Below are 23,893 nucleotides of genomic sequence, written 5' to 3'. Positions count from 1 at the left end.
CATCCGCGCTGCCCGGCAGCTTTTGCACGGATATGAGCAATCCATGAATCCACTATCCTGCTGCCACGATCACATGCGCCTGAATTTTGCCGGCCACCGGCCCGTCGCCATGGCGGTTGGCAATCGCCTTCGTCGCTCGGTCCGTGGCGAGTTGAAGCAAGCTGGCGTCGCGCGCTTCGATTTCATTACGCAGAGGCGTTCCCAGACAATAGGCGGCGGCAGCGTCTCGCGCCGAACGCGCCGAGCTCACCTTCTCGCGTGTCTCGACCTCGATGTCGGAAAATCCTGCGCGGCTCAGCTCCTCGCGGATCAGCGCGACATCGTGATAGCCGTGCGGCGTGCGGGCGAGGAATCGAGGAGGGTCGTGCGGAAACAGCGTGGCGACGGCATTGGCAACTTCTTCGGCAAAGTCGTTCTCTTCGATGCGGTCCCAGACGTTGAAGACAAAGCGACCGCCAGGCCTCAGCATGCGCCGCGCCTCGACGTAGCCGGCGACCCGGTTGGGAAAAAACATCGCGCCGAACTGGCAGCAAACCACGTCGAACGAGGCATCTTCGAACGGCAGATCAAGCGCGTCCGCTTGCCTCCATTCGATACGGCTGTCGGCCTGCTGCTTGGCCGCGGCGTAGTCGAGCATGGGCTGGTTGAGGTCGGTCACGACGTAGCGCGCACCCGCGCAAAGTTTTGGCGCAAGCGCTCGCGTGACCACGCCGCTGCCGGCTGCCGTTTCAAGCACCGAGCCGGGCGAGGAGGCTGCGACAAGCTCCGCCAAGTCGGCGGCATAGGCCTCGAAGATCAGCGGCACCATCAGCGTGTCATAGAACTTCGGGATCGAGCCACCAAACACCTTATCGCGCTCGGTCATGATTCCTCCGCGAAAGCACCAACGGTGCCCTTGATCATCATTCAAGAGCGCACCAACCTGCTGCAATGAGGCGTCAGCCTGCTTGGTAATTGGCGAGCATTTACCATGGTGGCCACGCATATCCGCCCCGTCAAGGTTGTCCGGCAATCATGTTCACAACCGGTCACGCACACACATTGCATCATCGGCATAAATCGTGGGCTCGTCGTTTTCCCACTCGGTGAGTGTCGGCAGCAGCGAACCCTCGGCCAAGTGATTGCACACATAGAGTTCGGGAATGGGGCTCAAGCCGAATCGCGCAAGCAGCGCGTCGCGTACAGCAAGGCTCGAAGAAACCTTATAGAGGCTCGTCACCGGCACCGTCACCGTCGGTCCTTGCGAAACGCCCAGGCGGCACATATGAGGTAACATTTTCCCGGGAATAGCGGGGAATTCTGGATAACGACGACGGGATGCTGATGCTCGCTTCCTGGGTGCTGGATACGGACGACAGGGTGCTGCGCGCCCTTCGACGTGCCCGATTGCGAGTTGGCGTGCGGCGCGGCCATTTGCGCACGTTGGCTGAAAGCGCCTAGATTTTCCACCCCTTGCAAGGTTTACTACGGCGGCACAGTTACTACACTGCTAACGGGTCGCGGATATCAGACCGCGCGACCTTCTCCATCAGTTGCGCGCACTGCACGCTGTCGGAGGGAGCAGTGAGGGGACGCACGCATTGCGTGTGCGGCTTGCTCGTCTCGTTGGTCCGTCAAGGAGCATCGATCATGCAAACTGTTATAAGGAAATTTTCCGGAAAGGGTGCAAAGGAGTTATACGATCTGCTCGAGAAACGAACGACTGAGGTGGAGGAACTGATGCGTTCGGTCAAGGGCTTTGTCAGCTACACCCTCGCACGCAGTGGAGATGGCGGATTCTCGGTAACCGTTTGCCAAGACAAGGCAGGCACTGATGAAAGCATGCAAAAAGCGAAGGACTGGATCGCGAAAAACGCCGCAGACACGGGCGTGGGCGCGCCCGAAGTATTGGAAGGATCAGTCCTCATTTACCTGAAGTGACGTCTCCAAACCGTTCGACCAAGAAGTCGACAAACGTACGAATCTTCGCCGGCGGCCGCCGGTCCGCCGCGAACAGCAGGTGCATCGACCGCGACGCAGGCGCGTAGTCGGGCAATATCCGTACGAGTCGGCCAGCGTGCAAATCGTCGGCGAGCAGAACCTCGGGCTGCATGACGATGCCGAGCCCGGCGAGCGCCGCCATTTTCAGTGCTTCGCCGTTGTTGGCCGTCAGCACGAGCGAAACGGGCACGACAACTTCCCCGTCCGGTCCCGCCAAGCGCCAGCGGCGGCCCGCCACCGGATGCGCAAAGCCCAGACATCGATGGGCCGTCAGATCCGCCGGCACGGAAGGCGTCCCGTGCCGCTCCAGATAGGCAGGCGCGGCGCACACGATTGATCGATATGGGCGCAATCGTCGTGCAACGAGCGAGGAATCGGGTAGTTCGCCCACCCGCACCGCGACATCGAAGCCTTCGTCGACGAGATCGACTGCGCGATCGCTCAATACGAAGTCGATGTCGACGGCCGGATGCGCTTCGCGATAATCGATGCACGCGGGCGCCAGCGCATGGACACCGAACGATACCGGCGCCACCACGCGTAGCCGTCCGCGTGCTTCGTCTCGCAGTTCGACGCCGAGCGATTCCGCATCGCGAACGTCCGTCAGAATGCGCCGGCAACGTTCATAGTATTCGGCGCCGAGCTCAGTCAGGCTCTGACGGCGCGTCGTGCGGTTCAACAAGCGCCCGCCCAGCCGCGCTTCGAGTGCTCGGACGTGATGGCCCACCATGGTTCCCGTCAGCCGGAATTCCTCTGCTGCGGCCGAGAAACTGCCTCGTTCCACGACCCGCACGAAAATCGCCATGCTTTCCAGTCGGTCCAATTGCGAAGCGTCCTTTCGTTATGTTCGAAGCAGTTCCATCTTTTTCCCGGCGGGCTGCGTCGCAACAATGACATCGATCGCCCGAATCGAAACCGGTGCGACCTCGCAGACCAACACAGGAGGATTCGTCATGCTATCGCAACCCACGCTTCGCGAACGCGGGGCGGCATTGCTCGAGCAACTGCATGGCAGCGGTGCTGCCGACGCTTTGAGGGCCGACATGGAAGGGCTGTGCCCCGACTTTGTCGATATGTCGATCGAATGGGCGCTCGGCGGCGTCATGGCGCGGCCGGGCCTCGATCTCGTGACGCGCGAGCTCGTCGTCATCTCGTCTTGCGTGACGCTCGGGCACCCCGTTACGCAGTTGCGCGCGCACGTCCACGCCGCGCTCGCAGCCGGCGCGACACGCGAGCAGGTGATCGAAGCGATTCTGCAATTGATGTTCTATGCGGGCGGAGCGGCCGTTCGCAATGCGCTCGTTCACTGCAAGGATCTGCTAGCGGAGCCGGCGTCGGCTCGGTAGGGCAACCAACGATGGCTCTGTCAGCGCAAAGGCTATGGCGAGCCTGCCTTCAACTGCCGCGCGAGCAGATCGGCATGCGGCGCCAGCGCGAGAAAGTCGCGCGCGCAAAGGTAAAGCCGCCGCGCAGCCCATGCCTCCGACAGTGGCAGGATGGCAAGGTCCCGACGCAGCGTGCTCGCCAATACTTTGGATAGGATCGATACGCCGACGCCTGCCTCGACCAACATCGCCACATGCTCGACGCTGCGCAACTGGACGCGGTAGTAGAGCTGACGACCAAGACGCGACGCGCGTTCCGCAAGGTATGTTTCGAGCGCGGTATCCGCCATGCCGACAATCGGTTCGCCAAGAACTTCCGTGAATGCCACGGAGGCTTGCGTCGCCACGCGATGCGCGCGGCTGGCCACTACCACGAGTTCGTCCTCTGCAATCAGATGCGTCTGCAGGCTCGCGAGGTCGGTACTGTCGGCCACGATGCCAAGGTCCGCGCGCCGGTCCACCAGCGCCTGGACGATCTCGGAACTAGGCCGTTCTTCGAGATCGACGGCAAGGTCGGGATGCGCCGCCAGGAACTGACATAGCCGGGGCGGCAGGAATGCCGCCAGCGCGGCGGTGTTGGACAGCAGTCGAATGCGTCCTTTCAGTCCCGTTGCGTAGGTACGCAACTCCCCGCGCATCTGCTCCACTTGGCCGAGGATCGAACGGGCATGCCGAATCAAGGCCTCGCCGGCCGCGGTTGCGCGCACGCCGCGACGGTTGCGCTCCAGCAACGGTGCGCCAAGCGCCGACTCCATGCCCGCGATGCGCTCACTGACCGACGCCAGCGCCAGGTGCATTTCTCGCGCGCCTTGCGTCAGGCTGCCGCATTCCACAACAGTCAGGAATAGCCGCATATCGGTCAGGTCGAAGCGCACGATACGGGTCCTTTATCTGCTTTCGCTTTTTCCGAAGTCTAGCACTGGAAATGCCAGATTGCGGATAGAGGGTCGAGTGCCTAGCATTACGGCCATGGAATCAATTTTTCTGATTTTTCTTGCTGGATTGGTGGCTGGTGCAATGAATGCACTAGCCGGGGGCGGCTCGTTTGTCAGCCTGCCTGCGTTGATCGCGGCGGGTGTGCCACCGGTTTATGCGAATACCTCCAGTACGGTTGCGCTGTTTCCTGGTGGCCTCGCCAGCGCGTGGGCCTATCGCGACGGCCTGGGTCCGGTCGGGTCGGTGCCGTTGCGCGCGTTGCTGGTTGCGACGCTGTGCGGTGGCCTGGTGGGAGCGATCCTGCTGCTGCACACCTCGTCCGCAGCATTCGCTTTCGTGTTGCCATGGCTGCTGCTGATCGCGTGCGTTGCGCTTTCGTTCGGACGGCGGATCGGCGCCGCGCTGCGTGCTCGCTGGCGCATTCGCGCAGGCGCGGTACTGGCCATCCAGTTCGCGCTCGGCGGATATGGAGGCTACTTTGGGGGCGCGGTGGGGATCATGATGGTCGCCATATGGGGGCTGCTCGACAATCGCGATATCAAGCACCTCAATGCTGCACGTACGCTGCTGGTCAGCGCGGCGAATCTTGTTGCAGTGCTGGCGTTCATCGGCGCGCAAGCGGTGCGCTGGCCGGAGACGCTGGCCATGCTGGCCGGCGCAATCCTGGGGGGATACGGTGGTGCGCACCTTGGCCGGCGCGCCTCGCCGGCAGTCATTCGTGCCGGCACGCTGCTGGCAACTTCCTGCATCACGCTGGCGTTCTTCGTGAAGACCTATGCGCCGATGCTGCTGCATCGTTGAGCATGTTGTACGCCCTGCTGGAAACTATTGGATCGCTCCTAACGGCCGGTATGCTTCATAGGCACTGATTGATGGCAGGTGGGAATCGCACGCGCTGTCTCGATGGCAGCAAATCATATTTCCGCGGTCACAAGGGCTCTGAGCGAGCCCGCGGAGGGAACACAGATGACATGCGTTGCGCAGTGGGCCGCGGAAGACGGCGTGGGCGTCGAGCACCTGGTGTTGAACGAATGGCCGGATCGCGTGATCGGCGAGGCGGTGGTCGTCGATACCCGCTTTGGCTCGCCGTATGGCGCGCACTACCGGGTTGAGATTGCCCCCGACTGGACGGTGCGACGCGTGCTGGTCGCGCTGACCGATGGGCGCACACTGGTGGTATCGGCGGACGGCAGTGGCCATTGGTACGACATCGACGGCATGCCGCTGTCGGCACTCGATGGCTGCATCGACATCGACATTTCGGGCACGCCATTCACGAATACGCTGCCAATCCGCCGCCTCGGGCTGATGCAGGGCGAGCGGCGCGAAATCCGCGTAGCCTATCTGGCGCTGCCGGCGTTGACCATCGAGCCTGCCGATCAGGCGTACACGTGCATCGAACCGCGGCGGCGCTATCTGTACGAGGGCCCATTGCGACAATTCGAGGCAGAGTTGACGATCGATACCAATTGGCTGGTCGAAGACTATCCGACGCTGTTCAAACGGATCGCGTAGTTCGTGCAGAAGGAAGACCACGCGGCGCGGATCGGCGAAACGCTGCGCGCATGGATTGACGCGAATCTTCTCACCACCGAACGGTCCGACCTTGGTAGTCGAGATACTCCAACCCGGGACGCCCCAACTTGTTTAGCAGCACGTTCACGACCCCGGGCACGCTCTCGTCGATGGACAACCGTCCCTCGGGCCCTCCGAGGTCGGTCCGCACCCAGCCCGGCGCCATCAGCACCATGGGCCGCGGCGTACCCGCCTGGCGCGCGGCAAAGCTGCGCATGAACTGATTCAGCGCCGCCTTGCTGCCCCGATAGACCTCCCGCTGGCCTGTTTCGTTGTCGGCGATGCTGCCTTGTCCCGACGACATGATTCCAATCAGGCCGTCCGGTGCAACGAGATCGGAAAGGCGTTCGACCACGCGCATCGGGCTGAGCGCGTTGGTGATCATCAGGTTCACGAAATCCTCGGTCGATACTTCGCCAATCGTTTGAGTGGGATCGGGATTGGTTGTGCCCGCATTGACGAAGAGCATCTCGAACGTACGTCCGGCCAGGCGTTCTCGCAAGGCGGCGATTTGTTCGGGCCGCGTGATGTCGAGCGTCTCGATGTCAACCTGACCGGGACATGCATCGGCCAAGTCGTGCAGCAGCGTTCGGCGGCCGGCGCGGACAGTGCCCACCACATGCCATCGCTGCTTCACGAACTCGACCGCCATGGCGTGGCCAAGGCCGCGCGAGGCGCCGATCAGCGCAATGGTGCGGACAGGAGCGGAAGTGGAAATGTCTGGCATGGCGCGATCCTTTGTGCGGGTAACGTCATCGATTCTCCGGATAGCGGCCGGCTTGCGCCAGACGCCTGGGATGCAATCGACGGTTGCGCGTAACGCCATACCTCAGTCGTTTTCGACTATGCTGCGGGCATGTCACGCGTCGACCTCAATCTCTTGACCGCGCTCGATGCATTGCTGAGCGAACGCAGCGTTACGCGAGCCGCGCTACGCCTGAATGTGAGCGTTTCGGCAATGAGCCGCACGCTGGCGCGTCTGCGCGTAGCTACTGGCGACCGGTTGCTATTGCAAGCCGGCCGCGCGCTGGTTCTCACGCCTTACGCCGAGCAGTTGAGTCAGCGCCTTCCCGCGCTGCTCCGCCAAGCTCAGGCTGCGCTGAGTCGTGCCGACACTCGGTTGGAGATCGCGGCGCTCGAGCAGCGCTTCACTGTGCGAGCGGGGGAGGGCTTCATCGATCTGCTGGGCGCAGCATTGATCGATCGGGTGCATCGAGCGGCCCCTGGTGTTCAGCTTCGCTTCACGCCGAAGCCCGATTGGAATGCGCAACCGCTGAGGGAAGGGGGCGTCGATCTGGAGATCGGCATCGTCAAAACCGCCGCGCCGGAGGTCCGCGCGCGTGTGCTCTTGCGCGACCGCTACGTCGGCGTGTGCCGCGTCGGTCATTCGCTGTTGAGCGATGGCGATGTCAGCCTCGAGCGATGGACCGCGTACCCGCACGTGGATATATCTCGCACTGGCCAAGCCGATAGTCCGGTGGACACGGCCCTCGCGTCGCGCGATCTGCGGCGGAGCGTGCCGATCGTCGTGCCGTCATACACGAGCGCTATGCAGCTTGTTCGTCAATCGGATTTGCTGGCCGTCGTCCCACATTCGTGCTTGGGCAACGCCTTTGTGCCTGACTATGCAACGGCCAACGGCGTGCAGCGCTTCGAGCTGCCGCTGGCGGTGCCGGCATTCAACGTCTCGGCGATTTGGCATCCGCGCCTCGATCACGATCCGGCGCATCGCTGGTTTCGCGCGGAAGTGCTGGCGCTGTGCTTGGCCGCTTACCCGCGCACTGCAACTCGGGCTGGACATTCATCGACCTGAGCCTCGGGGCGGGACGCTTCGAACGCGTGCATACGATCTGTTAATGCTGCACGTTAGGCAGGCGCCATCTTCAATGTGACGATGCCCGCCACCACGAGCGCGACGCCGCCGAGTCGGATCAGCCCCGCGGGCTCTTCGAAGAGCGCAATGCCGAGCAGCACCGTTCCCGCCGCGCCAATTCCGGTCCACACCGCGTACGCCGTGCCCACGGGCAGCACTTGCAGTACGCGGCCCAACAGGAAGACGAACGCGGCGAGCAACAGCAACGAAACCACGCTCCAACCCAGCCGTGTGTAGCCCTGGGCGTATTTCATCGATACCGCCCAGGCGACATCGCAAAGCCCCGATACGATCAGCCAGCCCCATGCGGCCCCTTGGCTCATTGCGGTTATCCCGTTCATTGCATCGACGCTCCCGAGCGTTTGAGCAGATAAGCATCATGCCGAGTCAGAAACGCCCGCAGGCGCTCCTCATAGCCGGGCAAGACCGCATCCGAAACGCTGGGTCTTTCGAACAACGCACGCCGCCAGGCGTCGACCTTCGGCGTGCGCGCAAAGACGCCGGTGGGCACGAGCGCATCGAACACATCGAAATATCTGAAGATCGGCGCGAACGCCGCGTCGACGAGGCACATTCGCGAACCGCAAAACAACGGACCGTCGCCGAGTTCCGCTTCGACGCGAACGAACTTCCGTTCCAAAGCCTCGCGCTTCGTCTCGTAGGTGGTCGCGTCGGTCGCGGTCTCGAAATGCCAGATGTCCGCGAGGATGGCCGAAGCGAATTCGATCCAACTGCGATGCCGCGCCCGCTCGAGCGGATCCGACGGGTGCAGCGAGGGGCCCGCGCCGACATCTTCGAGGAATTCGCAAATGACCGCGCTCTCGAAGACGGCGGCAGGCGGCTCGGGGCCGTTCCCGCCGACGAGCAACAACGGAACTTTGCCGAGCGGCGATATCGCGCGAAACCATGCGGGTTTGTCCGCCAGATCGATGTAGCGCCGCTCGAAAGCCACGCCTTTTTCAGCGAGTGCGATCGCGGCGCGCTGCACATAGGGACACAGCGCATGGCTCACGAGCGTGTAGGCCGGCGTTATCGACGACGCAGTCATGCCGGCACCTTCAATCCTTCGGCCTTCATCGCTTCGCGTACGGCCGGCCGCCGGCCCACCCGTTCGAGATAGGCACGCAGACTCGGGAAGCCGGATAGGTCGACGTCGACGAACCGCGACCAACTGACGATGGTGAACAGATAAGCGTCGGCCACCGTGAAGGCTTCGCCCGCGAGAAAGGGGCCCCCCGCAGCCAAATGCGTTTCGACGTGTCGCAGCCGCTCGGCAATCTTGCTACGCGCGACTGCTTGCGCTTGCGCGCCGTATTCGTCGTGGAACAGCCAGGGGCTGTACATCTTGTGCAATTCGGTGGCGATGAAGTTCAGCCAAGCTTGCAGGCGGACGCGCGCCATCGTTCCCGCCGGCGGCGCCAAGCCGCTTTCCGGCTTCATGTCGGCCAGGTATTGCACGATCGCGGGGCCTTCGGTCAGGAGCGTGCCGTCGTCGAGTTCGAGCACCGGGACATAGCCGTTTGGATTGACAGTCGAGAAGTCGGTCCCGGAACCGGTGGTGTGCGGTGTTTTCGTGATGCTCACGCGTTCCAGTTCGAGCGCGATGCCGGCTTCGACGGCGACGATATGCGGCGACAGCGAGCAGGCGCCGGCGGAGTAATAGAGCTTCATAGGGGCCTCTTGAGCGATGGCGGTAGATGAACGACCGGACCAGCATACGGGCTGCGAGCATGCAACGTCTATTGCACAAATGCCATTTTGGATTGCATTCGCGCAAGCGATCGTCAGCGTTTCGCCACGCTGGACTTGCCGAAATCGACCGCAAGGTCGCCGGGCCCTGCGCCGCCTAAATCGTCATGCGCGCATCAGCCCGCGGACCGATCGGACTCGTCCTGGGCGTAGATGATCTGCGTGCCGTTGTCGGCGAGCCACTGGGCGAAATCCGCACCCAACCCCTCGTCGGTGACGAGATAGTCGATCCGGTCCATCGCGCCGAATGCCGCGAACTCACGCTTTCCGAACTTTTTCGAATCGGCGAGCAGGTAGACCGTTTTCGCGGCATCGATCATCGCCCGTTTGACGTGCAAATCGATGAAGTCGGGGTACGAGATCCCCGATTCTTTCGAGACACCGCCGGCCGCCAGGAACAGTTTGTCGACGAACATCCCCTGGAAAAACGTCGACGCCTTCTCCCCCGAAACCGCGATCGTCTCCGGCTTGAATTCGCCGCCTGTCAGCATGATCCGGTTGGTCGGCTCCGCGCCCAGGATGATGGCGATGTTCAGCGCATTCGTCACGATCCGCAGGTGCTGTCGATCGAGCAGGTTCTTCGCGAGTTCGGTCGTCGTCGCCCCGCAATCGAGAATGATGGAGTCGCCGTTTCCGATGAGCGTCGCAGCCATCCGGCCGATCAGCTCCTTCTCGGGACTCGTCGGAAGAATGTTGGTTCGATCGGCGACAGGTCGGGCCTGACCGGCCAGCGACGTCACGAGGCGGACGTTGCCGTGGACGCGTTCGACGCGGCCATGTTTCTGAAGCTCGTCGATGTCCTTTCGAATGGTTGGCATCGAAACGCCAAACTCGCTCGAAAGCTCGGAAAGCTTGATCAGCTTGGCGGCCTGCACCCTCTCGAAAATCTTTTCTGTTCTCGTCCGTTGGTCCATTGTTCTCTTCCCGCGAAGCGACCGAGCGGCTTCGCCACATCCGCCAATATTGTGCCCTAAACGACCACGATGTGGTCCGATCCGGGGTTTACCCTCTTTCCTTTTATTTCTCTTTGACTTTCGAAAGAAAGTAAAAGAAACTTAAATCAAGCAAACGGGAAGTGCGGGAGTCGGAATGCAAAACCCTTACAAGCAGTCTGGAGACGCGCTCCATCGGCGCGCGCAAGAAATCCGTAAAAAGATCTGCGTGATGAACTCCGCTGCCAAGAGCGGCCATACGGGCGGTGACATGTCGGAGGCCGACGTGCTCGCAGCGCTTTACTTCCACGTGCTCCGCTATGAGGTGCAAGCTGACCGGACGGTGAAATGGCACGATGAATTCATCCTCAGCAAGGGACACGGCGTAGGAGGGCTCTATTCCTGCTTTGCCGAACTCGGCTGGCTCACCGACGACGAACTGCTGACCTACCTGAGAGACGATTCGCGCCTGCCGGGTCATCCGGTGCGCGAGAAGCTGCCGTCACTGGTGACCGTCAACACGGGCGCTTTAGGGCACGGCTTGCCCATCGCGGCAGGGCTGGCGATGGCAAAGCAGCGTCATGCAAGCCATGTGGACGGCTCGCCCGGCCGAGTTTTCGTGCTGACGGGCGACGGCGAGCTCGAAGAGGGCTCGAACTGGGAAGCCGCGATGGCGGCGGCACATTTCGAACTGGCGAACCTGGTCGTAATTGTGGATCGCAACCGCCTGCAACTGGCGGACTTCACCCACAACATCATGGACATGGATCCGCTCGACGAGAAATTCCGGGCTTTCGGCTTCGAGGTGCATGACGTCAACGGAAACCAGGCGGATTCGATTTGGAAACTAATAGAAAGCCTGGATTTCGAGAACGGAAAGCCCAAAGTCGTCATCGCTCACACCATCAAGGGTCGCGGCGTGTCGTTCATGGAGAACGTACCCGCGTGGCACCACAAGTTTCCGGACGAAAAGCAACTTCGACAGGCACTGGAGGAACTGGACCATGCGTGAGTACGCCGATTTGCGAGACGGTGTGATCAGCGCACTCGGACGGTTGACGGCCGCGGGCCGGGACATTCTCGTGATGGTCGCGGATTCGACCTCCACGTCCAAGATCGGCCCTTTCCTCGAGACCTATCCCGAACGCGTCATCAACGTGGGAATCGCCGAACAGAACATGGTCGGCATGGCGGCGGGGCTGGCCCTGGGCGGCCATGTCGTCTTCACCGCCAATGCCGCGCCGTTCCTAGTCGCCCGCGCGAACGAGCAGGTCAAAAACGATGTCTGCTACAGCGCGACGAACGTCAAAATGCTCGGACTGAATGCCGGAGTGGCTTATGGTCCGCTAGCGTCGACCCACCACGCGATCGACGACATCTCGATCATGAGCGGATTCGGAAACGTCCAGATTCTCGCGCCTTGCGACGAGGTCGAAGTGATTCAGATGGTCGAATACGCAGCCGCCGTCGAAGGGCCCGTCTACATCCGGCTCGACAATGCGAAGTTTCCCATCGTGCACGAGGCGGACTACCGGTTCCAGCCAGGCCGTCCGGACGTGGTGATGCGGGGCAGCCGCGTCGTTGTGATCGCGTTGGGCTCCGTGGTCGGCGAAGCGCTCGATGCTTGCGAACGGGTGAAGGCACAGCACAACATCGCCCCGACGCTCGTGAATCTGTCATCGATCCGGCCGCTCGATCAAGACGCCCTCGCGAAGATAATTGCGGCTCATGACTGCGTCGTCACAGTGGAAGAACATTCGCTTCACGGCGGAATCGGCGCGATCACCGCGGTCCTGATGGCGCGACGCCAGCTTGCGAAGCCGCTCACGATGCTCGGGATCACCGAAGGCGAGTTCGCCAAGTACGGCACGCGCAAAGGAATCCGGCGTCACTACCGCATTGATGCGGCAGGCATTGCCGAAGCGATCTGCGCGCAGTGTGCGCACTGAACGTACAGCTAGATTTCAAGGAGACACTGGCATGGCCATTCAGTACGACATGTCGCTGCGTCATGGCGTCGACTTCGACTTCCGGCTCGACGGCAAGATCGCCGTCGTGACGGGCGGTCTGGGCGGTATCGCGATGGCAACGAATGCGGCACTTATCGCAAAGGGCGCGCGGGTCGCCATTTTCTATCCCAGCTTCGAAGAGCCGCGAGTGAAGGATGCAATCGAGGCGCTCGGGGCGGCAAACGCCGCCGCATTTGCCTGTGACGTTGCGAACGAGGCCGATGTCGCGAAGGCGATGAAGGCGGCGCTGGACCGCTTCGGCGATTTGCATCTTCTCGTCAATGCCGCCGGCTGCATCACGCTTACGCCTGCGGAAGACATCAGCCTCGATGAGTGGCAAAAGCAGATCGGTGTGAATCTCACGGGCCCGTTTCTGTGCTCGAAGCATTTCGCTCGACACGTTCTGGCGAGCGGCCACGGCGGCAAGATCGTCAACATCGCCTCTCAAGCCGCGACTGTGGCGATCGACAAGCATTGTGCCTATACGTCGGCGAAGGCCGGGCTGATCGGCATGACCAAGGTGCTTGCCAAAGAATGGGCCCTGCGTGGGATCACGGTCAACACCATTTCGCCCACCGTCGTGCTCACCCCGATGGGTGCGGCTGCGTGGCAGGGCGAAAAAGGCGAAGCGATGAAAAAGCAGATCCCTGTCGGACGGTTCGCTTACACGGATGAAATCGCCGCCGCAATCCTGTTTCTGCTTTCGAACGGTGCGGACATGATCACGGGCGCCGACATCATGATCGATGGGGGATACACGATCTGTTGATGGCACTTTGAGCGCAGCCGGACGAGGCTGCAACGTTGATAAAGACATTAACCTGGAGACAAAAATGCTGAGGAAATTCGCACTCGCGGCCGCCGTCGCTGCCTCGCTCGCAGCGGTCCATTCCATCGATGCGCTCGCCGCTTCGAAAGGGACCATCGCAATTCTCGTCAACGCCCTCGACAACCCCTATTACGCCGCGGAAGCGAAGGGCGCCGATGCCGAGGCCAAGAAGCTTGGTTACGATACGATCGTGTTGTCGCACGGCGAGGATGTGAACAAGCAAAACGAACTGATCAATCTGGTGATCGGCAAGGGCGTGAAGGGTATCGTTCTCGACAATGCGGATTCCAACAGCAGCGTCGCGACCGTTCGCACTGCCCAGGAAAAGAAGGTGCCTGTCGTGCTGATCAACCGCGAGATTCCGAAGGACGGCATCGCAATTGCGCAACTGAGCCACAACAATCTACAGGCTGGTACTGAAGTCGCGCAAAAGTTCGTCGAGGCGATCGGCGAGAAGGGCGAGTACGTCGAACTCACCTGCAACTTGGCCGACAAGAATTGCGTGACTCGATCGCAGGCATTCCACCAGGTGCTCGATCAGTATCCCGATCTGAAGATGGTGGCCCGCCAGGATGCCAAGGGTGCGCTGCTGCCGGGCAAGCAGGCGATGGATTCGATCCTGCAGGAACACCCGAACATCAAGGGCGTCATTTGCGGTAACGGTCCCGTTGCGCTCGGTGCGATCGCATCGCTCGAATCGGCCGGAAAGAAGAGCGTTGTCGTGATGGGTATCGACGGCAGCAACGATGAGCGCGATTCGATTCTCCAGAGCAAGCTCAAGGCCAGCGTCATGTTGCAGGCGCAAGGCATTGCGAAACACGGCGTCGACCTGCTCGACAAGTACATCGCGACTGGCAAGACAGGCGAACCGGAACGTCAGCTCACGCGGGGCATCCTGATCACGAAGGACAACGCTTCTCACGTCAAAGACTTCTATTACAACAAGTAGGCGCATGGGGCGTTGGAGCGGGTGCGGCGAGGGCGGCACCTGCGCAAATGTCGTCAAGAGAGGTAGTCATGGTTTCTTCCCCATCTGCAGCCGGGCTGGCGCTGGTAGTGCTCGGCGCCGTTTCGGTTGCCGGGTGTCACGTCGTGACGGATACCGAACTCGCCCAGATTCGCTCTCAGGGACAGCATCAGGGCCCGGATCCCGAAAAAATCCTGAGCGAACAACTGATCCCGTATGCGGACAAAACGGCCAAGCCGGCTGCTCAGGTGATCGGCGCAGTCGGCCAGAATTTCGATAGCGCCTGCAAGGAGTACGGTTTCCGTCAAAGCACGGCTTTTCCATGCAACTTCTGGATTCGTGTGCGCGGCAAGGTCACGAAGGTCGACACTTCATCGCGCGTTGGAAAGGCGTACGTGGATGTCACGCCTTCGTCCGGCGGCGATCCAGTGCATATCGCACTCGAGACAGGGCCGGTCGTCATTGGCACTGGCGTTCGTGACGGCTTTCCCGGTATCAAGTACAGCGACTTCGACGACCAGACGCGCTTCGCGGTATTTGGACAGGAGCTGAACAAACTCGTCGTCGCGCGAGCGCAAAAATCGCTGAAGCTCAAGGTGGGCGACACGGTGGATGTGGCAGCGGTCTACAGCAGCTGGAGCGAGCCCGCCGGTGAAATCCGCGCGATTCCGGTGGCCTGGAAATGAGCGAATCCCGAACCATGAATCCGGTCAACGTCATCGAGACGCGCGGGTTGTCCAAGGTCTATCCCGGGACCGCGGCACTATTGGACGTCGACTACAAGGTGCGACGCGGCAAGGTCAATGTGCTGATCGGCGAAAACGGCGCGGGTAAATCGACGTTGATGAAATTGCTCGCCGGCGCGGAAGTCCCGACGTCCGGGGAAATCCTGGTAGACGAGAAGATCGCGCAGATCTCGGACGTGCGCAGCGCGGAGAGGCATGGCATCGGCATCATCTTTCAGGAATTGAACCTGTTTCCCGAAATGACGGTTGCCGAGAATATCTTCGCCGGAAACGAACTGACCAGTTCCGGGGTGATCCGCCGCAAGGACGAGGACCATCAAGCAAGGATACTGCTCGATCGTCTGCAGATTCCGATCGACCCGCGCACACGACTGGGCGATCTCTACGTCGGACAACAGCAACTGGTGGAAATCGCCAAGGCGCTCTCCAAGCACATCAAGGTGCTGATCATGGACGAGCCGACTTCCGCTCTCTCGAAGACGGAAGTCGAGATTCTCTTCAAGATCATTGCGCAACTGAAGGAAGAGGGCGTCACGGTCATTTACATCTCCCACCGTCTGGAAGAGGTCATGGCGATCGGCGACTGCATTACGGTGCTGCGTAATGGACGCCTCGTGGCGGAAGACGATATTGCGAATATCGACATTCCGTGGATCATCGAAGCGATGGTGGGATCGTCGAAAAAGCGATTCGCCTTCGAGCAGCATGCAATCGGCCCGGAGGTTCTCAAGGTCAAGGACCTTGCGCTAAAGCGCCCCAATGGTATCTACGCGGTTGACCATGTTTCATTTTCCGTCAGGGCCGGTGAGGTTATCGGTATCTACGGTCTGATGGGCGCGGGTCGTACGGAACTGCTCGAGTCGTTGCTGGGCGCGCAGCCGCTGGCGCTCGGCGAAATCGAGTTGGCCGGCAAGGCGATCGAAGATCTGCCGATCCACAAGCGGATCGAGGCGGGCATCGCGCTGGTACCGGAGGACAGGCAGAAGCAGGGGATGGTGCAGTTGATGTCGATCCTCGAAAACATGACGCTCTCGAGTCTGTCGAAGTTCACCCGGCGTTTCTCTTTCGGTGCACTGCGACGTGACAAACAGCTCGAGGCATCGACCGATATCGTCAAGCGCCTCGCGATCAAGGCCGCTTCCGTCGACGCGCCCATTACGTCGCTCTCGGGGGGCAACATGCAGAAGGTCGTGATCGGCAAGGCGCTCTTGACATCGCCGAAGGTACTGCTGATGGACGAGCCGACTCGAGGGATCGACGTCGGTGCCAAGGAGGACGTCTACAAGACCATTAGTCTCCTCGCGCACTCGGGTATCGCAGTCGTGTACGCGACCTCGGAGCTAGATGAAGCAATGGCTGTTTCCAATCGGGTCTTCGTGATGGCCAGCGGAAAATTGACGGCAATCATGGAGCGTTCGCAGTTCGACAGCGAACGCATCGTGCGCGCGTCCACGCCCGCAACAGCCGTAGTGTGAAGCATTTTGAGGCACAAACCATGAGCACTCCGAACAGCAGCAATCCTTCGATCCAGCCGGTTCACGGCAAACACAACCGGCAGTCTGCTTACGTGGCTGCCCGCATCGCGGTGAGCGTGCTCAAGCTGCGGATCTTCATTGCACTCTTTGCGATCATCATCGTGTTCTCGCTTGCGGCGGAAAACTTCCTCTCGGCAGGCAACATGTTGATCATGGCGAAACACGTCACCATCGTCGCCATTCTCTCGATCGGAATGACGCTCGTTATTCTGACCGGGGGCATCGACCTTTCGGTCGGCTCCATCGTCGGCATCAGCGGTATGGCGGCAGGGTATCTTTTGCTCGAAGGCGTCAAGCTTGGCCACTACGTGGTGTTTTTCAACCCGTGGGGAGTGACGCTGATCGCTTGCGCGCTGGGTGCGGTCATCGGCGCGGTGAACGGCTACCTGATCACGGCGCTCAACGTGGCGCCGTTCATTGCAACGCTCGGCATGTTGTACGTCGTGCGCGGCGCAGCGCTGCTCGTCAACAATGGCGGCACCTTTGCCGATCTCGGGGGCAACGCGGCTCTGGGCAACACGGGCTTCGAGTTTCTCGGAAACGGCACGATTCTCGGGCTTTCGATGCCCGTGTGGATCATGGTGATTCTCGCCGCGATCACAATTTTCATTGCAAAGCGCACGCCGCTTGGTCGCCGCATCTATGCAATCGGAGGCAATGAGCAGGCCGCTCGCTTTTCCGGAATTCGTACCAATCGGGTGAAGCTGTTCGTCTACATGTTCTCGGGGTTTTGCGCGGCGATCGTCGGGCTCGTGATCACAGCTCAATTGCAGACCGCGCACCCATTGACGGGCCAGACGTTCGAATTGAATGCGATTGCCGCGGTCGTGTTGGGCGGTACCGCATTGATGGGTGGCCGCGGCACGGTCTTCGGTTCGGTCGTCGGTGCCTGTGTGATTAGTATTCTCGGCGATGGCATGGTGATGTGCGGCATCAGCGATTTCTGGCAGATGGTCATCAAGGGCCTCGTCATCATCTTCGCGGTAGTCATCGACCAGTTGCAACAGCGCTTGCAAACCCGCATGGTTTCGCTCACCGCGTGAGCGTCTGGACTCGAACTGCCTTCATGAAAGCGGACATGCAATACATTCTGGCGATCGATCAAGGCACGAGCGGTACGAAGGCGCTCGTTTTCGACTTCGAAGGGCAGGTGCACGCCCGTGGCTTCGTCGCTGTGCCTTGTGCGCATCCGCGTACGGGATTCGTCGAGCAGGATCCGGATCTCATCTACGAGTCGGTGCTGCAAGCTGTATCCAGTTGCCTCGGCGCGTTCGAAGGCGAGAGCAAGGACATCGCTGGTGTCGGGATATCGAACCAGCGCGAGACGGTCGTGCTGTGGGACGCGGAAGGTCGCCCCATCGTGCCGGCGGTATCGTGGCAATGTCAACGTTCGCTCGCCATATGCGACCGGTTCAAGAAGGAAGGTAGGGGACCCGCCATTGCCGAGAAGACGGGGCTGTTGATCGACCCGTACTTCTCGGGTACGAAGCTCGTCTGGTTGAATGAAAACGATGAGCAGGTGCGATCGCACATCAAAGCGGGCACAGCGCACTTCGGTACGGTGGATAGCTGGTTACTGCATCGTTTGACCGGGGGTACGGCGTACCGCACCGACTATACGAACGCGTCCCGGACGATGCTGTTCGACCTTCGCAACCTGGAATGGGATCGTGAACTGCTCGCTGATTTCGGTTTGCAGGGGTTGCAACTGCCCGAACCGCATCCGTCGTCATTCGATTTCGGTGCAAGCGATTTCGATGGCATCTTCGATCGGCCTGTGCCGATCGTATCGATGATCGGTGACTCTCATGCAGCGGCCGTCGGCGAGGGATGCCTGAGCCCCGGTATGGCCAAGGCCACGATAGGTACAGGCTCGTCGATCATGATGAACGTGGGCAACAAGCCTTTGCCTGCCACTCACGGCCTGGTGTCGACCGTTTGCCTTGCCACTGACCAACGTATCGATTACGCACTCGAAGGCATCGTGATAAGTGCGGGTTCGACGCCTTCGTTCCTGAAAGAGAAACTGCGACTTTTCGACGACTTCATAGAGGCAGAGCGCGCGTTCACGGAATACGACAACGGCGGCGTCTTTTTCATTCCCGCGTTTTCAGGAATCGGATGCCCGCATTGGAAATATCCGGGTGGCGCACAGATCGTGGGTCTGAACTTTTCGACATCGTGGCAAAACGTGGCGCGGGCGGCTTATGAGTCGATCGTCTACCAGATCAAGGACGTGATCTCCGTCATGGAGGGCGAGGCCCATGTCCCGCTGCGCGAACTTTTCGTCGACGGTGGGTTGGTGCAGAGGCCGTTCCTTCTTCAATATCTCGCCGACACGTTGAACCGGCCCGTGAGTACGCTCGCGCTGAGCGAAATATCGGCCGCAGGCGCGGCAGTGCTTGCGGCGTTGAAGCTTGGGGCGATCAGCTCCCTCGACGCATATCGCAAGACCCGGGTGGTGGCAAGACGTGTAGAGCCGGGGGCGGGCGTCGAAGCTGCCTCGAGAAATCACGCTCAGTGGTTGCAATGGATCGGGCGGCTTTGAGCTCCGTCGATTAATGGAGATCGAGAAATGGCATTCCAGCAGCGTTTCGAGAACAAGGTTGTGGTGGTAACGGGCGGCAGCCGCGGCATCGGATTGGGTATTGCGAGGCGTTTCGCCGAGGAGGGCGCAAAAGTATGCATCTCGGCGAACGAAAACGGGGTGCATGACGCGGTAGTCCAACTGCGTGAATCGGGCTTCGAGGCCATTTCCATCGAAGCGGACGTTACCAGCAAGGACCAGGTCGTCGCGCTCTACGAAGAAGTTGCAGCCAAGTTGGGCGAGGTTGATGTTTCTGTCCAGAACGCGGGCGTCATTACCATCGCGAAGCTCGAGGATCTGACAGAAAACGAATGGGACAAGGTACTCGCGGTCAATACCAAAGGCGTTTTCCTTTGCTGCCAGGAAGCGGCGAAGCGAATGCTGCGCGCGGGAAAAGCGGGTCGCCTCATCAACACCGCATCGGGACAGGCCCGACAAGGTTTTGTCTACACGCCACATTATGCAGCGAGCAAGTTCGGCGTTCTGGGAATCACGCAGAGTCTGGCGAAAGAACTGGCACCGACCGGCATCACGGTGAATGCGTTTTGCCCGGGGATCATCGCGACCGATATGTGGTCGTACAACGACGAAGCCTGGGGCAAGCTGCTGGGCGACTACAAGCCCGGGCAACTCATGGCCGAATGGGTCGAAAGCATTCCCATGAAGCGCGCCGGCAGCGACAAGGATGTCGCGGGTCTTGTCGCATTCCTTGCGTCGGATGACGCGGCCTACATCACGGGGCAGGCCATCAACGTGGATGGTGGCATGTTCATGTCCTGAGCCCGTGTGCGTAGTCGCGAGCAATGTTGCCCGCGACCTTGCACCGCAGGCGGTGTCCGAGTTCAGGCAGGCTGTAGCAGAGAAACCTTGCGTACCGTATCTGCGCATGCCCGTGCGACTTCCGCTCCCTTCACGACAAAATGATCGGTGAAGAACTTGATGTGTTCTTCGCCGTGATGGAAGTGGTGCGGCGTCAGAACAGCGGAAAACACGGGAGTACCTGTTTCGAGCTGAACCTGCATCAAGCCTGAGATAACCGCCTGAGCGACGAATTCATGGCGATAGATGCCGCCATCGACGACTAGTCCCGCCGCGACGATGCCTGCGTAACGACCGCTCTGGGCGAGCCTTTTGGCATGCAGGGGGATTTCGAACGCGCCTGGGACTTCGTAGAGGTCGATGTCCTCAGCGCCGTAACCGAACTCTTTGATGACGTTCAGAAAAGAGTGCTTGCACTGGTCAACGATATCGCGGTGCCAGCATGCCTGGATAAAGGCGATCCGGGTGCCATTGCCGCCGTAAACGAATGGTGCTTGTGCTTCGATCGAGAGAGATTTGTTCATGGATTTCAGCCTGTTTTGAGTAAACAGGGCGAAGAACAGCCGTCTCCCGCGTGCGCGGGAATGCTGGCTGTCCTGTTCTCTTTCATCCGGACTATACCGTCGGCCCCGGAATCCAACCGGGTCTGCTGACCTCTGTTATCGCAGCAATGTCGAAACAGAGCGCTCGCGGGCTACGTCCGTTAAGACGATTACCGCCGGTGGGGAATTGCACCCCGCCCCGAGAACGTGTTCTTGACGAACGGAGCGTACGTTACCACGGATCCCACGACCCTGTTGCACGCTCGGCCTGATGGTGGCATATAGCGAACGATGGCGATGTCGATAATGCGACACGGATTTGCTGGCGCCTTCTCACCACATCTCCGGCGGCCGGCGCCATAAGGGACGATCATGAAAAGGAATCGCCGCATGAGGCGCGGGCCGTCGCCGAATGCCGGAGCGGGGCATTCGCGCTCTCATCGCACATTTCGCTGCACGGCGGCGAGCGTAGCGAACGGTCTGGCGATGCCTTCGCGCATCGCCCCCGCATTTCGCCGGACAATGCGGCACTTCGAACCCGCCGGGGTCAGCATGACGTTTCCTTTATCGGTAACGGCATCACGAGCGCGGAAATGGGCTTCGACATCACTCGCACGAACGGGGCGCACCCGATCGCATCCGCTACGGGCGGGAGCCAGGCATCGTCATCGAATGCCGCCGGGTCGTCCGCTTCTCGTGGTCGGCGAGCGCTCGCCGATGGCTACCTGCAAGGGCTGCCCGGGCGGGCTGCGAGCAGCGCACGACCGGCCGCGGTGGCCAAGTCGAGCGGGTGGACTGCTGTCGCCGCGCATATCCGAAATCCGGCCGACGACCCGCGCGTATCGAATCTCGTCGCGAAACTCGAGGTACTCCACGAGCAATCGCCGACGTTTCGCGCACGCATGAAAAAGGTGGTCGGCGAAGGGGGAGTCACGATCACCGTTGCCCGCGGCGACCATTTGCCCAAAGCCTTTACGCACCCCGGACTGCGTCGCATCCATCTTTCGGAGGAAGTGGCTAGCGATGCCCCGGGCGGTGCTCACCGGTCGCTGCCAGCGCTTGCGGTGGAAATCTCGAACCTGTATCGGGGCGAAGAGTTCGAGACGCTCAACCGGCATGTCAAGCATGGACGCCTCGGCATCGAGCATGCTGCTCGATTGAAGGAAACCGCCGAGTACGGGTCGGTGACCGATATGGTTCGATACTTTTCCGAGGCGCGCCGGAGTCTGGAGCAAATGGGTTTTGGGAATCCTTCCGACTGGTACGCCCGTATTGGTCCGTTCGGCGACGTTCGTGCCGCCTACCCGACGGCGAACGATTACGTGAGCGCCGCCGTGAAGTCAGGCCATACCGCTGCATACGAACGGCAGTTCGCGAACATTGCGGCGCAAATGAAGCGCACCGCCGAGCCCTTCGCCAACCACGATTCGAGTGCCGCGGCCCTGAACCCGAAATCTCCGGCGCCGCTGGGCGCGCGCTAGACCGGATAGCGGTCTTTTCGTTCGCCGGGGCGGCCGCGGTCGTCCCAACGTCATGGAGTCCCGCGGGCGCGCCTGGGTGTCACGATCCGCTACGCCGGACGCCGACCGGTAACGCGCTCACGCGCTGCACTTCCGGCGTGGCCAGCCAGTCGCTCTCCAGACATTGCAGGAACATCGCCGTCGCGTCTTCTCCCCAGAACAGATCGCCGTTACGCACGAACGTGGGCACACCGAACACGCCGAGTGCGATCGCCGCGTCGGTGTGATGGCGCAAGGCGTCTTTCACCGCAGGCTGCTCGACGGCGGCGACGCCCTCCGGAAATCCGACCGCTTCGCACAGTGCGGCAAAGCCCTCGGGTGAGGCCACTTCCTGTCCGTCGCGCCAGATGTGCCGGAACACCGCACGGACCGCATCGAGCGAGCCGCCCATCGCAATCGTCAAACGTAGCGCCTTGATCGGGTTGAACGGATGCGCGGGCGGCATGCGGTATGCAATGCCGAGTTGCTGAGCGCGAAACAGCGCATGCCGGTAGGTGAACGTACGCTTCGCGTCGATCTCGGCGGGGGCCTTTTGGCCCCAGTGGTTCAGGATCGCGCCGAGCACCACCGGGCGCGGACGGATGGCCAGGCCTGCCGGCAGCTTGTCGAACTGTTCGATCTGCAGGTAGGCGAACGGGGAGACTACGTCGAAGAACCAGTCGATGGTGTCGGGCATGGACGCTCCTCGGCCGGTACGCGCATGCGATCGCGCGGACGGCACAAACGGCACAAACGGCGCCCCGGACAGGGCGCGAATGTCCGCCAGTGTCGCACGCGAGACGATCTCGTGCAGCGCGAGGCCGGTCCCGGTCGCATCGTCCCCTTCGGCCCCTCGCTCGGGCTGACGCGACCGATGCATAGACGCAAAACCCATGGTACGAACGCGGTCCGGGCTTGCAACCGCGCAAGAAGCCGATTAGCGTCGCGTTCATGAACGACTGGAACGAACTTCGCCTTGTCCTCGCCGTATGTAGAACAGGCAGCCTGACGGCGGCGGCCGAGCGGCTGCGCGTCGATCATTCGACGGCCTTTCGACGTCTGAAGGCGCTCGAAAGCCGGCTTGGCGTGCGTCTTTTCGAACGCTCGGCGGGCGGGGCCTACGAGGCCACGGAAGCCGGGGCCCGCATGGCTGCCGCGGCCGAACGGATGGAGGACGAGGTGCTGGCCATGGATCGCGACATCACGGGCCGGGACCATCGGCTGTCCGGCCGATTGCGCGTCACTTCGTCGGAAACACTCGCTTTCAGTCGGCTGACCCGCCACCTGGCGGCATTCAGAGAGGCGCATCCCGGCATCGTGGTCGAACTGACCGTCGACAACCGCGTGCTCAATCTCTCGCGCCGGGAGGCCGATATCGCGCTGCGTCCGGTGCGCCCGAAGGAAGGCGAGCTCTGGGGCCGCAGGCTGGCCAATGTCGCATGGGCGCTTTACGCCTCGCCCGAATATCTGGAGGCGCACGGCGGCGCATTGGCGCACGTCGCCGAACTCGAAGGCCACGCGTTGATTGGCTGGGAATACGCTGCATCGGGTATCCAGGCGGCCGAATGGCTGGCTCGCACTGCCGCTGCCGACGCTTTCGTTTACCGGACCAACAGTCTCATCAACCAGTTTGTCGCGGCGCGTGCCGGTATCGGGTTCGCGCTATTGCCGTGCTATCTCGGCGACAGCCAGCCCGGCGTCGTCCGTGCGCTGCGCGCACCGGTGCCGGAACTCGAGGGCGAGCTTTGGATCGTCGCGCACTCCGATCTGAAAGGCACGGCACGCGTCAGAGCGTTCTTCGATGTCGTGGGCGAAGGGCTGGCTCGTGAGCGCGAGTTGTTCGAAGGGCGGTTCGACGCGAACGACGCTGTTCGTCCGGCCTCGTCTGCCGTACCATCCCGGTTCATAAAAAAACGCCGAACATGACTTG

Annotated in this window: 27 protein-coding genes and 1 riboswitch; of the genes, 16 read left to right on the top strand and 11 right to left on the bottom strand. The window is 61.4% G+C overall.

The window, feature by feature from the left end; genetic code table 11:
* Window positions 1-52: 52 nt before the first annotated feature.
* Window positions 53-865 carry a class I SAM-dependent methyltransferase gene (locus tag VGL01_RS05135; RefSeq protein ID WP_331567730.1) on the bottom strand — a complete coding sequence of 271 codons (813 nt, stop codon included), beginning with the start codon at window positions 863-865 and terminating at the stop codon, window positions 53-55.
* Between the two features lie 153 nt (window positions 866-1,018).
* On the bottom strand, window positions 1,019-1,276 hold the full coding sequence (locus tag VGL01_RS05130; RefSeq protein ID WP_331567710.1) for a hypothetical protein: 258 nt from the start codon (window positions 1,274-1,276) through the stop codon (window positions 1,019-1,021).
* Window positions 1,277-1,629: 353 nt separating this feature from the next.
* On the opposite strand from VGL01_RS05130, the gene VGL01_RS05125 reads away from it, so the two are divergent.
* Window positions 1,630-1,920 carry a hypothetical protein gene (locus tag VGL01_RS05125; RefSeq protein ID WP_331567708.1) on the top strand — a complete coding sequence of 97 codons (291 nt, stop codon included), beginning with the start codon at window positions 1,630-1,632 and terminating at the stop codon, window positions 1,918-1,920.
* Here the strand turns inward: VGL01_RS05125 and VGL01_RS05120 are convergent.
* Window positions 1,904-2,803, bottom strand: a complete 900-nt coding sequence (locus VGL01_RS05120) for a LysR family transcriptional regulator (RefSeq protein ID WP_331567706.1) — start codon at window positions 2,801-2,803, stop codon at window positions 1,904-1,906. The two genes, VGL01_RS05125 and VGL01_RS05120, sit on opposite strands and share 17 nt — an antisense overlap.
* 130 nt (window positions 2,804-2,933) lie before the next feature.
* On the opposite strand from VGL01_RS05120, the gene VGL01_RS05115 reads away from it, so the two are divergent.
* Complete coding sequence (locus VGL01_RS05115; protein ID WP_331567704.1) at window positions 2,934-3,326, top strand: carboxymuconolactone decarboxylase family protein; 393 nt, start codon at window positions 2,934-2,936, stop codon at window positions 3,324-3,326.
* 32 nt (window positions 3,327-3,358) lie between these two features.
* Here the strand turns inward: VGL01_RS05115 and VGL01_RS05110 are convergent, their stop codons facing one another.
* The gene (locus VGL01_RS05110) at window positions 3,359-4,240 is read right to left on the bottom strand and encodes a LysR substrate-binding domain-containing protein (RefSeq protein WP_331567702.1); all 882 of its coding nucleotides are present in this window, start codon (window positions 4,238-4,240) and stop codon (window positions 3,359-3,361) included.
* Between the two features lie 94 nt (window positions 4,241-4,334).
* Between VGL01_RS05110 and VGL01_RS05105 the strand changes: the two genes are divergently transcribed.
* Window positions 4,335-5,102 carry a sulfite exporter TauE/SafE family protein gene (locus VGL01_RS05105; protein ID WP_331567700.1) on the top strand — a complete coding sequence of 256 codons (768 nt, stop codon included), beginning with the start codon at window positions 4,335-4,337 and terminating at the stop codon, window positions 5,100-5,102.
* Window positions 5,103-5,267: 165 nt separating this feature from the next.
* Window positions 5,268-5,816, top strand: coding sequence for a putative glycolipid-binding domain-containing protein (locus VGL01_RS05100; RefSeq protein ID WP_331567698.1), 549 nt, complete (start codon window positions 5,268-5,270; stop codon window positions 5,814-5,816).
* A gap of 70 nt (window positions 5,817-5,886) precedes the next feature.
* On the opposite strand, the gene VGL01_RS05095 is transcribed toward VGL01_RS05100, so the two are convergent.
* The gene (locus tag VGL01_RS05095; RefSeq protein WP_331567696.1) at window positions 5,887-6,603 is read right to left on the bottom strand and encodes an SDR family NAD(P)-dependent oxidoreductase; all 717 of its coding nucleotides are present in this window, start codon (window positions 6,601-6,603) and stop codon (window positions 5,887-5,889) included.
* Between the two features lie 129 nt (window positions 6,604-6,732).
* Here VGL01_RS05095 and VGL01_RS05090 point away from each other — a divergent pair, with 129 nt between their 5' ends.
* Window positions 6,733-7,689: a LysR family transcriptional regulator gene (locus tag VGL01_RS05090; RefSeq protein ID WP_331567694.1), complete on the top strand. Its 957-nt coding sequence runs from the start codon at window positions 6,733-6,735 to the stop codon at window positions 7,687-7,689.
* 53 nt (window positions 7,690-7,742) lie between these two features.
* On the opposite strand, the gene VGL01_RS05085 is transcribed toward VGL01_RS05090, so the two are convergent.
* From VGL01_RS05085 to VGL01_RS05070, 4 genes are all read right to left on the bottom strand, one after another.
* A complete protein-coding gene (locus tag VGL01_RS05085; RefSeq protein WP_331567692.1) occupies window positions 7,743-8,072 on the bottom strand; it encodes a multidrug efflux SMR transporter in 330 nt (109 codons plus the stop codon).
* A 14-nt stretch (window positions 8,073-8,086) separates the two neighbouring features.
* Entirely contained in the window at window positions 8,087-8,797 is a 711-nt protein-coding gene (locus VGL01_RS05080; RefSeq protein WP_331567690.1) for a glutathione S-transferase family protein, read from the bottom strand.
* Window positions 8,794-9,420, bottom strand: a complete 627-nt coding sequence (gene gstA / locus VGL01_RS05075) for a glutathione transferase GstA (protein ID WP_331567688.1) — start codon at window positions 9,418-9,420, stop codon at window positions 8,794-8,796. The genes VGL01_RS05080 and gstA overlap by 4 nt, the downstream gene beginning before the upstream one ends.
* 194 nt (window positions 9,421-9,614) lie before the next feature.
* Window positions 9,615-10,412: a DeoR/GlpR family DNA-binding transcription regulator gene (locus VGL01_RS05070; protein WP_331567686.1), complete on the bottom strand. Its 798-nt coding sequence runs from the start codon at window positions 10,410-10,412 to the stop codon at window positions 9,615-9,617.
* A gap of 175 nt (window positions 10,413-10,587) precedes the next feature.
* On the opposite strand from VGL01_RS05070, the gene VGL01_RS05065 reads away from it, so the two are divergent.
* From VGL01_RS05065 to VGL01_RS05025, 9 genes are all read left to right on the top strand, one after another.
* Window positions 10,588-11,442, top strand: a complete 855-nt coding sequence (locus tag VGL01_RS05065; RefSeq protein WP_331567684.1) for a transketolase — start codon at window positions 10,588-10,590, stop codon at window positions 11,440-11,442.
* The gene (locus VGL01_RS05060) at window positions 11,435-12,379 is read left to right on the top strand and encodes a transketolase family protein (protein WP_331567682.1); all 945 of its coding nucleotides are present in this window, start codon (window positions 11,435-11,437) and stop codon (window positions 12,377-12,379) included. Before VGL01_RS05065 ends, VGL01_RS05060 begins: the two co-directional genes overlap by 8 nt.
* A 31-nt stretch (window positions 12,380-12,410) precedes the next feature.
* Window positions 12,411-13,208 carry a GolD/DthD family dehydrogenase gene (locus VGL01_RS05055; RefSeq protein WP_331567680.1) on the top strand — a complete coding sequence of 266 codons (798 nt, stop codon included), beginning with the start codon at window positions 12,411-12,413 and terminating at the stop codon, window positions 13,206-13,208.
* A gap of 64 nt (window positions 13,209-13,272) precedes the next feature.
* On the top strand, window positions 13,273-14,217 hold the full coding sequence (locus VGL01_RS05050) for a D-ribose ABC transporter substrate-binding protein (RefSeq protein ID WP_331567678.1): 945 nt from the start codon (window positions 13,273-13,275) through the stop codon (window positions 14,215-14,217).
* 68 nt (window positions 14,218-14,285) lie between these two features.
* Entirely contained in the window at window positions 14,286-14,921 is a 636-nt protein-coding gene (locus VGL01_RS05045) for a DUF2291 family protein (protein ID WP_331567676.1), read from the top strand.
* Window positions 14,918-16,456 carry a sugar ABC transporter ATP-binding protein gene (locus VGL01_RS05040; RefSeq protein ID WP_331567674.1) on the top strand — a complete coding sequence of 513 codons (1,539 nt, stop codon included), beginning with the start codon at window positions 14,918-14,920 and terminating at the stop codon, window positions 16,454-16,456. Before VGL01_RS05045 ends, VGL01_RS05040 begins: the two co-directional genes overlap by 4 nt.
* Window positions 16,457-16,476: 20 nt before the next feature.
* Window positions 16,477-17,559 carry an ABC transporter permease gene (locus VGL01_RS05035; RefSeq protein ID WP_331567672.1) on the top strand — a complete coding sequence of 361 codons (1,083 nt, stop codon included), beginning with the start codon at window positions 16,477-16,479 and terminating at the stop codon, window positions 17,557-17,559.
* Window positions 17,560-17,594: 35 nt separating this feature from the next.
* Window positions 17,595-19,064 (top strand): FGGY-family carbohydrate kinase, encoded by a 1,470-nt coding sequence (locus tag VGL01_RS05030; RefSeq protein ID WP_331567670.1) that lies wholly within the window; start codon window positions 17,595-17,597, stop codon window positions 19,062-19,064.
* Window positions 19,065-19,091: 27 nt separating this feature from the next.
* Complete coding sequence (locus VGL01_RS05025) at window positions 19,092-19,883, top strand: glucose 1-dehydrogenase (protein WP_331567667.1); 792 nt, start codon at window positions 19,092-19,094, stop codon at window positions 19,881-19,883.
* A 62-nt stretch (window positions 19,884-19,945) separates the two neighbouring features.
* Here VGL01_RS05025 and VGL01_RS05020 read toward each other — a convergent pair whose 3' ends face one another.
* On the bottom strand, window positions 19,946-20,446 hold the full coding sequence (locus VGL01_RS05020; protein WP_331567665.1) for a 6,7-dimethyl-8-ribityllumazine synthase: 501 nt from the start codon (window positions 20,444-20,446) through the stop codon (window positions 19,946-19,948).
* 70 nt (window positions 20,447-20,516) lie between these two features.
* Window positions 20,517-20,675: riboswitch (FMN riboswitch) on the bottom strand.
* A gap of 382 nt (window positions 20,676-21,057) precedes the next feature.
* Between VGL01_RS05020 and VGL01_RS05015 the strand changes: the two genes are divergently transcribed.
* Window positions 21,058-21,945 (top strand): hypothetical protein, encoded by an 888-nt coding sequence (locus VGL01_RS05015; RefSeq protein WP_331567663.1) that lies wholly within the window; start codon window positions 21,058-21,060, stop codon window positions 21,943-21,945.
* Window positions 21,946-22,024: 79 nt separating this feature from the next.
* Here the strand turns inward: VGL01_RS05015 and VGL01_RS05010 are convergent, their stop codons facing one another.
* Window positions 22,025-22,660 carry a 2-hydroxychromene-2-carboxylate isomerase gene (locus VGL01_RS05010; protein WP_331567661.1) on the bottom strand — a complete coding sequence of 212 codons (636 nt, stop codon included), beginning with the start codon at window positions 22,658-22,660 and terminating at the stop codon, window positions 22,025-22,027.
* A gap of 254 nt (window positions 22,661-22,914) precedes the next feature.
* Here VGL01_RS05010 and VGL01_RS05005 point away from each other — a divergent pair, with 254 nt between their 5' ends.
* Window positions 22,915-23,889 (top strand): LysR family transcriptional regulator, encoded by a 975-nt coding sequence (locus VGL01_RS05005; RefSeq protein ID WP_331567659.1) that lies wholly within the window; start codon window positions 22,915-22,917, stop codon window positions 23,887-23,889.
* Window positions 23,890-23,893 lie beyond the last annotated feature (4 nt).

The organism is Trinickia sp. (genome assembly GCF_036503415.1).
Classification (GTDB): domain Bacteria; phylum Pseudomonadota; class Gammaproteobacteria; order Burkholderiales; family Burkholderiaceae; genus Trinickia.
This window is presented reverse-complemented; position numbering and strand designations above follow the sequence as displayed.

Coding starts and splice junctions, on each gene's coding strand:
- VGL01_RS05045 (WP_331567676.1), top strand. CDS start 14,286: ATGGTTTCTTCCCCATCTGCAGCCGGGCTGGCGCTGGTAGTGCTCGGC.
- VGL01_RS05035 (WP_331567672.1), top strand. CDS start 16,477: ATGAGCACTCCGAACAGCAGCAATCCTTCGATCCAGCCGGTTCACGGC.
- VGL01_RS05020 (WP_331567665.1), bottom strand. CDS start 20,446: ATGAACAAATCTCTCTCGATCGAAGCACAAGCACCATTCGTTTACGGC.
- VGL01_RS05130 (WP_331567710.1), bottom strand. CDS start 1,276: ATGTTACCTCATATGTGCCGCCTGGGCGTTTCGCAAGGACCGACGGTG.
- VGL01_RS05095 (WP_331567696.1), bottom strand. CDS start 6,603: ATGCCAGACATTTCCACTTCCGCTCCTGTCCGCACCATTGCGCTGATC.
- VGL01_RS05050 (WP_331567678.1), top strand. CDS start 13,273: ATGCTGAGGAAATTCGCACTCGCGGCCGCCGTCGCTGCCTCGCTCGCA.
- VGL01_RS05040 (WP_331567674.1), top strand. CDS start 14,918: ATGAGCGAATCCCGAACCATGAATCCGGTCAACGTCATCGAGACGCGC.
- VGL01_RS05010 (WP_331567661.1), bottom strand. CDS start 22,660: ATGCCCGACACCATCGACTGGTTCTTCGACGTAGTCTCCCCGTTCGCC.
- VGL01_RS05100 (WP_331567698.1), top strand. CDS start 5,268: ATGACATGCGTTGCGCAGTGGGCCGCGGAAGACGGCGTGGGCGTCGAG.
- gstA (WP_331567688.1), bottom strand. CDS start 9,420: ATGAAGCTCTATTACTCCGCCGGCGCCTGCTCGCTGTCGCCGCATATC.
- VGL01_RS05085 (WP_331567692.1), bottom strand. CDS start 8,072: ATGAGCCAAGGGGCCGCATGGGGCTGGCTGATCGTATCGGGGCTTTGC.
- VGL01_RS05105 (WP_331567700.1), top strand. CDS start 4,335: ATGGAATCAATTTTTCTGATTTTTCTTGCTGGATTGGTGGCTGGTGCA.
- VGL01_RS05135 (WP_331567730.1), bottom strand. CDS start 865: ATGACCGAGCGCGATAAGGTGTTTGGTGGCTCGATCCCGAAGTTCTAT.
- VGL01_RS05055 (WP_331567680.1), top strand. CDS start 12,411: ATGGCCATTCAGTACGACATGTCGCTGCGTCATGGCGTCGACTTCGAC.
- VGL01_RS05025 (WP_331567667.1), top strand. CDS start 19,092: ATGGCATTCCAGCAGCGTTTCGAGAACAAGGTTGTGGTGGTAACGGGC.
- VGL01_RS05125 (WP_331567708.1), top strand. CDS start 1,630: ATGCAAACTGTTATAAGGAAATTTTCCGGAAAGGGTGCAAAGGAGTTA.
- VGL01_RS05090 (WP_331567694.1), top strand. CDS start 6,733: ATGTCACGCGTCGACCTCAATCTCTTGACCGCGCTCGATGCATTGCTG.
- VGL01_RS05030 (WP_331567670.1), top strand. CDS start 17,595: ATGCAATACATTCTGGCGATCGATCAAGGCACGAGCGGTACGAAGGCG.
- VGL01_RS05005 (WP_331567659.1), top strand. CDS start 22,915: ATGAACGACTGGAACGAACTTCGCCTTGTCCTCGCCGTATGTAGAACA.
- VGL01_RS05115 (WP_331567704.1), top strand. CDS start 2,934: ATGCTATCGCAACCCACGCTTCGCGAACGCGGGGCGGCATTGCTCGAG.
- VGL01_RS05080 (WP_331567690.1), bottom strand. CDS start 8,797: ATGACTGCGTCGTCGATAACGCCGGCCTACACGCTCGTGAGCCATGCG.
- VGL01_RS05015 (WP_331567663.1), top strand. CDS start 21,058: ATGGGCTTCGACATCACTCGCACGAACGGGGCGCACCCGATCGCATCC.
- VGL01_RS05070 (WP_331567686.1), bottom strand. CDS start 10,412: ATGGACCAACGGACGAGAACAGAAAAGATTTTCGAGAGGGTGCAGGCC.
- VGL01_RS05065 (WP_331567684.1), top strand. CDS start 10,588: ATGCAAAACCCTTACAAGCAGTCTGGAGACGCGCTCCATCGGCGCGCG.
- VGL01_RS05060 (WP_331567682.1), top strand. CDS start 11,435: ATGCGTGAGTACGCCGATTTGCGAGACGGTGTGATCAGCGCACTCGGA.